The following is a 9,861-nucleotide window of genomic DNA, read 5'->3' as shown; positions in this document are numbered from 1 at the left end:
GGCCGCCTGATCCGCTGCGCGGCGCGACGCAGCGGCGGCACCTGCGCCGCCAAGAGCAGACTGCTGATGCCGAGCGCGCCTCCGGCCACGACGGGGAGGTGCTTGACCGCGGCGTGATGGCGGTACCGGAAGTCCGAACCGTACTCCGGCAGCGCCGCCGCCGAGCGCGCCACGACATGCGTGTCCATCACCGGAAGCGGGACCGCCCAGGCCTTTGCCGCACCCGACCACTCGAAGCGGCCCGCCCTGGAGCTGATCCGGCGGCCCGCCGGACGGGGTTCGGCCGCGCGCCGCCGCTTGGCCGTGGCCGCGACCGATGCGGGACGGGCGGCCGAGTTCAGCAGGGACGCGAGGGTTCCCCCGGAGAACGTGCCGTGTGCGCGTACGAACCCGTCGATGGCGACCGGCAGGTCCTTTGGCAGCTGGCGCAGCGTGAACAGCACCCCGAGATCGGTCGGGATCGAGTCGAAGCCGCAGGCGTGCACGATCCTGGCCCCGGTGCGCTCGGCCGTCGCGTGGTGGCGCAGATACATCAGGTCGACGAACTCTGGTTCGCCGGTCAGGTCAACGTAGTCGGTCCCTGATTCGGCGCACGCGGCTACCAGCGGCTCGCCGTAGGAGAGGTATGGACCCACCGTGGTGATCACCACGCGGGTGCTCTCGGCTACGGCCCGGATCGAGGCCGGGTCCGTCGCGTCGGCGGCGAGTAGCGGCAGGTCGGCGAGCGCCGCGTCCGTCTCGGCGAGCCGCTCCCGCACCCGTTCAAGCTTTGCCCGGTCCCGGCCCGCGAGCGCCCACCGGCCTTCCTTTGGCATATTCCGGGCCAGATACTGAGCGGTCAGCTCGCCAGCGAAGCCCGTAGCGCCGAACAACACGACATCGTGTGGGTGATCGTTAGGCATGCGCGCAGTATTACGCCGCGCGACAGCGTTCGCCTCAGCCAGATGGCGGAGAAAAACCGCTCGGGTTTCCTACTCGCGAGTACGGGTTCGTATGTCAGGGGCGGTCGCCCGGCGCACGCGCGACGCCAGCACGCGACGTCGCGCATACCTCACATGTCTCGACCGGCTACGGGTACTCGATCCGACCATCCGAAACCTCGAACGGAGGATCGCCATGCAGAGCACGCGCAGCTACTTCCGCAGGACCCCGTACCGCCGCCGACGTCACTACCGCGGTCCGCGCCGCCGGCCGCGGCGGATCTCCGATCTGCAGATTATCGCCATGATGCTCCTGATCATCATCATCGCGTGGTTGATCAGTTCGCACTGAGGCTGATTGAGCCCGACCGCGCAGCGCCGCACGAGTGTCGTCCGAGACGGCTGTCGGCGGTCGGGGGCACGATGGTGGGGTGCGGATGGCGCTGGCTGCGGAGACGGCGGCCGTCGGCGCCGGAGACCGGAACCATCCCGGCTGGATCCAGGCGCTGACGGACGACGGCATGCCGCTGGGCCCGCCCGAACACGCCGAGGACCTGCCCGCCGCCGTGGCCGAGCGCGAACGGGAAGTCGGCCCGCGGTGGGTCTGGGCCTCCGGCGAGGATGACTACAGCCTTCTGGTCCGCGCCGGCGTGCGGGTCGCCCGGTGCCACGACGCGGCGCTCGTCGAGGTGATCCTGCTCGGCCGTGAGGGGCGGCACGAGGCGCCTCACTCGCTCGCCGCCGCCTCGGCCCGGCTGCACGGGCTGCCGGCGCCCCCGGATTCGCCGCGGGCCGCCCCGGAAGAGCAGTCAGCCCTCTTCGGCCTCGACGCCGCTGCCGATGCCCCAGACGCCGCGCACCGGCTGCGTATGCTCGTCGAGGTCTACGCCGATCAGGTGCAGCGGATCGCGGCGCAGGAGCGCGAGGCCCCGGGCCTGCGGCTCCTGGCGGCGGCTGAGTCGGCGGGCGCGCTGGTGGCCGCCGAGATCGCCGCGGATGGCCTGCCGTGGCGCGTGGACGTGCACGACGCGGTGCTCTCCGAAATGCTCGGGCCGCGCCCCTTCGGCGACGCGCGCCCGGCGAAACTCGCGGACCTGGCGGTGCGGGTCGGCGAGGCCTTCGGACACGCCCCGGGCCGCGGGTTCAATCCCGATTCGCCGGGCCAGGTCCTGAAGGCGCTGCGCTACGCCGGATTCCAGGTCTCCTCGACCCGGGCCTGGCACCTACGTGGCCTGAATCACCCGGGCGTGGAACTGCTACTGGAGTACAAGGAACTCTCCCGCCTGCACACCGCGCACGGCTGGACGTGGCAGGACAACTGGATCAGGAACGGCCGGTACTACCCGGAGTACGTCGTCGGCGGAGTCGTCACCGGCCGCTGGGCCACCCGCAACAGCGGCGCCCTGCAGATCCCGCGGATCATGCGCCGCGCCGTCGTCGCGGATCAGGGCTGGAAATTGGTGGTCGCCGACGCCGGGCAACTCGAGCCGCGGGTCCTGGCCGCCGTGTCCGGCGACACCGGATTGGCGCGCGCCGCGGGCGAGGGCGACCTCTACGCCGCACTCGCCGCAGAGGCCTTCGACGGCGACCGGGCGGCCGCGAAGCTCGGCCTGCTCGGTGCGATGTACGGGCAGACCAGCGGCGGCATCGGGCCGCTGCTCGCGGTGCTGCGCACCCGATTCCCGGCCGCGATGGGCTTCGTCGAGGAGGCGGCGCGCGCGGGGGAGTCCGGGCGGGTGGTGCGCTCGCGCCTCGGCCGGGCCTGCCCGGCTCCGTCGCGGCGGTGGCGCGCCGCCGTCACCGGAATGGGCGGGGAGGAAGAGCGGGCCGAGGAGGGCGGTGTCGGCGAACCAGGGTTCGACGACGCTGAGGCTGACGGCGAGGGCGACGCGGCAGCGGACTTCGGGCGGCAGTCGGCTCAAGCGGCGCGGGCGCGAGGCCGGTTCACCCGCAACTTCGTCATCCAGGCCACCGCCGCCGAGTGGGCCCTGGTCTGGCTCGCGCTGCTGCGGCGCGAACTCGCCGCGCTCGCCGCGGCGAATCCTGGGTTGCCCGCGCCGCGCCTGGTGTTCTTCGTCCACGACGAAGTGGTCGTGCACACCCCGCAGGAGGTGGCGGCGGAGGTCGCCGAAGCGGTGACCACGGCGGCGGACCAGGCCCGGCTCTTCGTGTTCGGCCCGACGCCGGTGCGGTTCCCGTTGGTCACGGCGGTCGTCGACTGCTACGCCGACGCCAAGTGAGTACGGACGTCGCGGCACAGGGCGCGGTGCGGTGCCGTGCGTGTCCGATAAACCATTCCGTAGCCTCGGCGAGGCCCGGCTAGGGTCGTTCGCATGACCGATATTCGAGTGTTGCATCGCCGTGCGCTACAGGTCTCCGTCGACGCGGTGAACCGGGTGCGCCCCGACCAACTGGCAGTGCCGACGCCGTGCTCGGAATGGGATCTGGGCCGGCTGCTGGCGCACATGACCGGCCAGAACCACGGATTCGCGGCGGTCGCGAGGGGCGAGAGCAGTGACCTGTCGGTGTGGCGGGATCGGCCGGTCGGCGACGACCCGGGCGGCGCGTACGCCGCGTCGGCCACGGACGTCGCCGCCGCCTTCGCCGAGGACGGCTTGCTGGAGCGCCGTTTCTGGCTTCCGGAGATCCGCGACGACGGGACGTTCCCGGCCACCCTGGGCGTCAGCTTCCACTTGGTGGACAGCGTCGTTCACGCATGGGACGTGGCGCGATCGCTCGGCGACCCCGTCGAATTCGACGACGAAGTGCTGGCCGCGGCGCTGCGGATCTCCGAGCAGGTCCCGGACGGCGAGAACCGCGAAAAACCCGGCGCGGCCTTCAAGCACGGGCTCGCGGTCGCCGCCGACGGCTCACCCCTCGACCGGATCCTCGCGCTCCTCGGCCGCGCACCAGACTGGAAGGCCGCTTAACCGCACCTCGAGCCCAGGCGGGCGGCGGCGGTGGCACAATCCCGCCAATCCGCCGGCGGCACCGGCGAACCTCTCGCGCCACGCGGGTGGCCTGGCTATACGATGCGCGGATCCAGCGTATGCGTGTCGGCCGGCTGCAGCAGACCACCCTGGAGTCGTGCCGGTATATTCCCTATGAAGTATTGACATATTGGCCAGACGCGGCATGGTGGTCGTGGTGGCGTGGAGAATCAGAGCTCTCATTCACGTGCGCCGCGCCGCCCCGCGCCCCCGGAAGGGACCTGGCCCGTGCTCACGTTCGTACCGCTCGCCGGCTTCTTCGGCGCCGGCAAGACCACGACCCTGATCTCGGCCGCGGTCGCGCTCCAGCGTTCCGGGCGGCGGGTCGCGGCGATCACCAGCGACCAGGGACTGGACCTGGTGGACACGCAGCTGGCCCGCGGCGCCGTGGACGAGGTCGCCGAGGTCGCCGGGGGCTGCTTCTGCCGCAGGTTCGACGAGCTGGCCGCCCTCGTCGCCGATCTCGCCGGCTCGGGGCGCGCGGACGTGGTCCTGGCCGAGGCCGTCGGCAGCTGCTGCGACCTGCGCGGCGCCGTTCTGAGCCCGCTGCGCCAGCGCTTCGGCCGCCGAATCCGCATCGCGCCGCTCACCGTCCTGGTCGATCCGGCGCGCCTCGCCGCGTTTCCCGACCACGCGCGGCCCTGTCAGCGCGGCGGTCCGTGTGCGCAACTGCGTTCCCTGTTCCGCTGTCAGCTCGCCGAGGCCGACGTCCTCGCCCTCAACAAGACCGAACTGCTCGGCCCGCAGCGCACCGCGGAGCTGGTCGGGCGGCTCGCCGCGGCGTACCCCGCCGCCGTGCAGCCCTACAGTGCGCTGACGGGCGACGGCCTCGACGCGTTGCTCGCCCGCGTCGTTCCAAGCCGTCGCGGCATCGGCAAGCACCACGCTCTCGACACCGCGGCCCGGCAGACCGTCCCGTTGATCGAGGAAGAGAGCTGCGACCAGTGCTGCGCCCTCGGCGGAAAGCTGGCCGGGATGAACCAGTCCTTCCAGGTGCACGCGATCGACGCCTCTTTCGACGCGGTCGCGTGGGGAGGTGCGGCGCTGCGGTACCTGTCGGACTGGTGCGCGCGTAGCGGCATTCTGTTAGGACACGCGAAGGTGACCGTCCGCACCGCCTCGGGGATGGCGAAGCTCAGCGTGACCGAGCCCGGCGTGGTCCCCCGCGCGGACCGGACGGCGGCCGGCCCGGTCGGGCTCGGAGCGGCCACACTGAACGTGCGCGCCGCCTGCCAGCCCGCGGCGCTCGGTGCCGCCGTCAGCAACGCGGTGCGTGCCGCCGACACGGTCGCCGGCACCGTCACCTCGGCGGCGGCTCACGTGCCCTTCGAGGCCGAGTGCCCGGCCAGCTGCTGCGTGCCCCTCGAGCGCTAGTCCAGACGTGCGGCCCAGGTCAGCGCACCGGCGAGGTGGGCGCGGAAGGCGGCGTCCGCGTACGCCTCGTCCGCGTGGCCGAGCGAGGTGTAGAAGGAGCGGCCGCCACAGTTCTCATGACACCAGATCAGCGGGTGGTCGATGCCCATGCGGCCGTCCTCGTACGTGCGCTCGTCCACTGATGCCAGAACGCGTACGTTTCCGCGCGGATTCGAGGAGAACTCGTACCACTCGTCGGTCCAGGGCCACTGTCCGGGCAGGTGCGCGGTAGCCGGGTGGCGCTGGTCCTCCAGCGTGACGACCCCCGGCTGGAGCTGCGGATGCCTGGTGAAGCGGGCGCCGATCAGGTCGCCGAAGAAGTCCCAGCCGGTCTCGGTGTTCGCCGCCGAGTGCACACCGAGGAAACCGCCGCCGTCCAGGACGAAGTCGGCGAGCGCGGACCGGCCCTCGTCGGTCAGCACGTCTCCGGTGGTGGACAGGAAGACCACCACCCTGTAGCGGGCCAGATTCGCCTCGGTGAACTCTCCGGGGTCCTCGGTGGCGTCCACCGCGAAGCCCGCGTCCGCGGCCAGGTCTTTCAGGGCGGCGATCCCGGCGGGTATCGACGCGTGACGGTATCCGGTCGTACGTGTGTACGCGAGCGCGCGATGCATTGGGGACATCCTAGGGCCGGACGAGCGGTGCGGTAGTGACCGCGGGTGGTAGCAATGGTGGATATTAGTGACCGGGCGCGCTAGGCGTATGCGAGGATGCCGGGCGTGAACGATCACGGCTTTGCGCCCGGCGGTCCCGCCCCGGTCTGGGTCGTGGCCGGAGCGCCCGGCGCGGGGAAGAGCACCGTCGCCGCGCTGCTCGCGGCACTCCTCGAACCGCACCCGGCGGTGCTGGACAAGGACACTGTATACGGGTCTTTCGTCGCAGCGGTGCTCGCAGCTGCCGGACGCGACCCCGGCGAGCGCGAAGGCCCCTGGTACGACGAGCACGTGAAAGCGCACGAATACGGCGGGCTGACCGCGACCGCGCGCGAAATCCGCGAGAACGGCTGTTCGGTGCTCCTGGTCGGCCCTTTCACCGGGCGGATCCGCGACCCGCGGCAGTGGGCGGCGTGGACCGAGGAACTGGGCGGAGGCACGGTTCGGCTGGTGTGGGTCGGCTGCGACCCCGAAGTGTTGCGTGGACGCATTCTCGCGCGCGGCAGCGCGCGCGACGGCGGGAAGCTGACCGCGTACGCCGCGTTCGTCGAGCGGATGCGCCCTCACGTTCCGCCGCCCGTCGACCACATCGCGATCGAGAACACCGCCGCCGGACAGGCGGAACTCGCGCGGCGGGTCGAGGCGGCGGTGCGTGCCGCCGCAGTGTGAGACAAACGCGGTGCGAGACGAATGCAGTGTGAGACAAACACCGTGAGGCAAAGTGCGAACATCGTCGATGGCGGCGCCGTTTCGCCATAAGCTGATTTCCGCTCGAGGCAGAGAACGGAGAACGACATGATCACCGTCGCGCAGGTCAGCGACGTCCACATCGGAAACTCCGGCCCCGGCGAGGAGCGGGCGCGCCGGGTGTTCGCCCGGCTGGCGCGCCTGGTCGAGCCGATCGACGCGGTCCTGGTCACCGGCGACATCGCGGACCACGGCGCGCCGGGAGAGTACGAGATCGTCCGCGAACTGTTCGCGTCGCTGCCGGTCCCCGTCCTCAGCTGCCCGGGCAACCACGACGACCGCGCCGCCTACGCGAAGATAGTGCTCGGTCGGCAGGAGCTCGACGGACCGGTCAACCAGGTGGCGGCGGTCGGCGGCGTGGTGTTCGCACTCTGCGACTCGACGGTGCCCGGCGAGAACGGCGGGTACCTCGCCGACGAGACGCTCGCTTGGCTCGATCGGGTCCTGTCCGGCGCTCCGGACGGCGTGCCGGTGTTCGTGGCCTTCCACCATCCGCCGGTCGAGCTGCACTCGCCGTTCATCGACGGCATGCGGCAGACCGGAAGCGAGCGGCTGGCGCAGGTGCTGGCGGGCCACCGCAATGTCGCGGCCGTCTTCTGCGGGCACGCGCACACCGCGGCGGCGACCACCTTCGCCGGCCTTCCGCTGCTCGTCTCGCCGTCGGTGATCTCGACCCTGACCCTCCCCTGGGAGGGCGACGGCATCGTGGATCACGAGCCCCCGGCCGCGCTCGCGTTCCACGTGCTCGATGATGCCGGGCGGCTGACCACGCACTTCCGCGTCGTGCTCTGACGCTGAGCTCTGTTACGGCCCGACTAACTTCTAAGACCCATGACAACACTCGCGTCCCCTGACGCGCCGTCCGCCTCAGACGCGTGGGACGCGCTGCGGTCTTCGGCTGGAGCGACGGTGAGCACCGGCGCGGACAGCGGCCCGGAGACCCGCAGCTTGTAGCCGAGGCCCGGCCACCCGACGACCTGTACATCGGCGGCCGGGGCGAGCTTGCGGTCGGCGTGCAGCGTCTGGCGTACCACCGCGACCCTGCGGCCGCCCGCCGCGACCGTCGCGGTGCCGAGCGTCGACCGGGCCGCGACGACCAGTCGCCGCGCCGCGTCCAGGGCGTGCGGAAGGATCGTCGAGCTGGTGCCCGGCTGCCCAAGGACGACCCCGTAGACATGCTCGGTGCGGCCCGCCAGCGGCACGTCGGCGGAGAACATCAGGCACCCGCCGGCGGCGAGGGTGGAACCCGTCTTGATTCCGGTCACCCCGTCGTGGCCGAGGAGCGTGTTGTAGTTCTTGACGGTCCCGGCCACCGGGATGACCGCGGACTTCTGCGCGACGATCTCGGCGAACGTGGTCAGGCCCATGACGGCGCGGGCGATCAGCAGCTGGTCCGGCGCGGTCGAGACGGTAGCCCGGTCGAGGCCCGAGGGATCGGTGTACGTCGTGTGGGTCATCCCGAGGCGCGCCGCCGCGCCGCGCATCCGGTCGACGAAAGCGTCCACACCGCCTGCGTCCCAGCGGGCCAGGATCTGCGCGACGTTCCCGGCGGAGGCGAGCAGCAGCGCCTGCAGCGCCTGACGCTCTGTCAGCACCTCGCCGGTGTTCACCGGGACGACGGACTCGTTGTCGGCGATCTGGCGCGCGTACGCGGCGGCCTCGTCGTGGTCGACCGTGATCGCGGGACCGGCCTGGCCGACGGCGAGAGGGTGGTCGGTCAGCACCTGATAGGCGGTCATGACCTTCGCGAGGCTGGCGATCGGCACCGGCGTCATGACCGGCCCAGACGTCCCGAGATCGCCAACTCCTGCGACCGACACCGCCGCCTGTCCCGCTGCGGGCCAGGGCAGGTGAGGCGCCGCGCCGGGGAAGACGAACGTGGTGGGCAGTTCCTGGACGACGCGCGCGGCGTACGCGGGCGACGCGACGTACGCTCCGACCCCGCCGAAGGACAAGGCGAGCAGCAACGTCGCGGTCCAGAGGATCATCCGCAGACGGCGGCGTCGGCGTCGTTGCCGAGTCTGTGCCTGGCCCTCCGTCAGCGCGTGGTCCGTCTGATCGTCATACTTCTGATCGTCACACTGATGTGCCGGTGCCTGTGCGTGCTCGGCGTCTTGCACTTCCACGTCGACATCTGCGCAGGCCGCCGTCTCGCGCGCCCTCGACCCTCGTCTCGCCACGTATCGCAAAATATGGCAAAACGGTCGAATGCTTCGGGAACGCCGCGCCCCTCGCCTCGAGAGGCACCCTCGCGGCGTACCCGCTCCTGTGCCTACGCCTCGTCCAACATCTCCGCGATCGCCGCGTCGACGTCCAGGTGCGCCCACTCCTTCCCGACCGGCACCGCCGCGTACGCCCACCGCAGGAAATGCCGCAGGTCGGCACTGGGGAACTCGATCAGCGCGGTGCCCTGCGGCGAGCAGAACTCGATCATCGTGCGCCCCGGCGCGCACGGCCATATGTGCACATCTCCGTCGCCGGACGGGAAGCGCAGCCCGAGGTCGAGCAAGTCGCGCGCGAACACCCACTCCACGTCGCCGCCCTCGAACGAGATCGCGGCCGGGAACGACAGGTGCACGGCGATCGGATCATCACGCTGATAGTGCAGACGCGCGGCGATCGGCTGAGACGTGGCCCGATCCACGACGAGGCGGGCGCTGAGCGACTGATCGACGGTGGTGAGCACGGACGGGCTCCCTTCAGCTGACGCTGCCCTCGAACAAGGGACCGGCCAAACGCACCGTCATTACGGGAGCTTTCCAGCTTATATCTGTGACCTGCGTCACAGATCGATTCGACCACGCTCGCCTATTCATCCGGAGTTTATTCACCGTTTAAGCGGGGCAATCCGGCGAAGCGCTGCGCCGCACGCTGCGGGTACGTCGGCGCGCCTGGTGCGTCCCCGACCGTGTCGCAGTTCGTGCGCTGAGCGGACCGTCGCGTACGGCGCATCTACCGCGGTGTATCTACCACGGCGCATCTACCACCAGCGCAGCTGACGTCTGACGCCGGTTCAGGAGTCGCGGCGCCCGACCCACTCCGGCATCGTCTTGGCGAGTTCGGTACGCGAGCGCACCGACAGCTTGCGGTAGACGCGCGAGAGCGACGCCTCGACCGTCTTCACGCTCAGGTAGCAGG

The 9,861-nt window shown here is 71.2% G+C and carries 10 protein-coding genes; 5 read left to right on the top strand and 5 right to left on the bottom strand.

Annotated features, from left to right (window positions below; all coding sequences use genetic code 11):
- Positions 1-902: saccharopine dehydrogenase family protein (locus tag VGZ32_RS26440; RefSeq protein ID WP_326888926.1), on the bottom strand; the 902-nt coding region annotated here is incomplete at its 3' end.
- A gap of 455 nt (positions 903-1,357) precedes the next feature.
- On the opposite strand from VGZ32_RS26440, the gene VGZ32_RS26435 reads away from it, so the two are divergent.
- The 3 genes from VGZ32_RS26435 to VGZ32_RS26425 all read left to right on the top strand — a co-directional run bounded on the left by VGZ32_RS26435 (position 1,358) and on the right by VGZ32_RS26425 (position 5,284).
- Positions 1,358-3,160 carry a bifunctional 3'-5' exonuclease/DNA polymerase gene (locus VGZ32_RS26435; protein WP_326888925.1) on the top strand — a complete coding sequence of 601 codons (1,803 nt, stop codon included), beginning with the start codon at positions 1,358-1,360 and terminating at the stop codon, positions 3,158-3,160.
- A 93-nt stretch (positions 3,161-3,253) separates the two neighbouring features.
- Positions 3,254-3,850, top strand: a complete 597-nt coding sequence (locus tag VGZ32_RS26430) for a TIGR03086 family metal-binding protein (protein ID WP_326888924.1) — start codon at positions 3,254-3,256, stop codon at positions 3,848-3,850.
- 288 nt (positions 3,851-4,138) lie between these two features.
- A complete protein-coding gene (locus VGZ32_RS26425; RefSeq protein WP_326888923.1) occupies positions 4,139-5,284 on the top strand; it encodes a GTP-binding protein in 1,146 nt (381 codons plus the stop codon).
- On the opposite strand, the gene VGZ32_RS26420 is transcribed toward VGZ32_RS26425, so the two are convergent.
- On the bottom strand, positions 5,281-5,937 hold the full coding sequence (locus VGZ32_RS26420) for a ThuA domain-containing protein (RefSeq protein WP_326888922.1): 657 nt from the start codon (positions 5,935-5,937) through the stop codon (positions 5,281-5,283). The two genes, VGZ32_RS26425 and VGZ32_RS26420, sit on opposite strands and share 4 nt — an antisense overlap.
- Positions 5,938-6,033: 96 nt before the next feature.
- Here VGZ32_RS26420 and VGZ32_RS26415 point away from each other — a divergent pair, with 96 nt between their 5' ends.
- The gene (locus VGZ32_RS26415; protein ID WP_414642603.1) at positions 6,034-6,645 is read left to right on the top strand and encodes an AAA family ATPase; all 612 of its coding nucleotides are present in this window, start codon (positions 6,034-6,036) and stop codon (positions 6,643-6,645) included.
- A gap of 126 nt (positions 6,646-6,771) precedes the next feature.
- Positions 6,772-7,515, top strand: coding sequence for a metallophosphoesterase (locus VGZ32_RS26410; RefSeq protein WP_326888920.1), 744 nt, complete (start codon positions 6,772-6,774; stop codon positions 7,513-7,515).
- 23 nt (positions 7,516-7,538) lie between these two features.
- Here VGZ32_RS26410 and VGZ32_RS26405 read toward each other — a convergent pair whose 3' ends face one another.
- The 3 genes from VGZ32_RS26405 to VGZ32_RS29140 form a co-directional block, all read right to left on the bottom strand.
- On the bottom strand, positions 7,539-8,711 hold the full coding sequence (locus VGZ32_RS26405; protein WP_326888919.1) for a D-alanyl-D-alanine carboxypeptidase: 1,173 nt from the start codon (positions 8,709-8,711) through the stop codon (positions 7,539-7,541).
- A gap of 284 nt (positions 8,712-8,995) precedes the next feature.
- Positions 8,996-9,409, bottom strand: coding sequence for an SsgA family sporulation/cell division regulator (locus VGZ32_RS26400; protein ID WP_326888918.1), 414 nt, complete (start codon positions 9,407-9,409; stop codon positions 8,996-8,998).
- Between the two features lie 327 nt (positions 9,410-9,736).
- A partial coding sequence (locus tag VGZ32_RS29140; RefSeq protein ID WP_414642604.1) for a LuxR C-terminal-related transcriptional regulator occupies positions 9,737-9,861 on the bottom strand: 125 nt, incomplete at its 5' end.

This window comes from Actinocrinis sp., assembly GCF_035938995.1.
GTDB lineage: Bacteria > Actinomycetota > Actinomycetes > Streptomycetales > Catenulisporaceae > DASZGI01.
The sequence above is the reverse complement of the archived record's forward strand: the minus strand, read 5'-3'. Positions and strand labels throughout refer to the sequence as shown.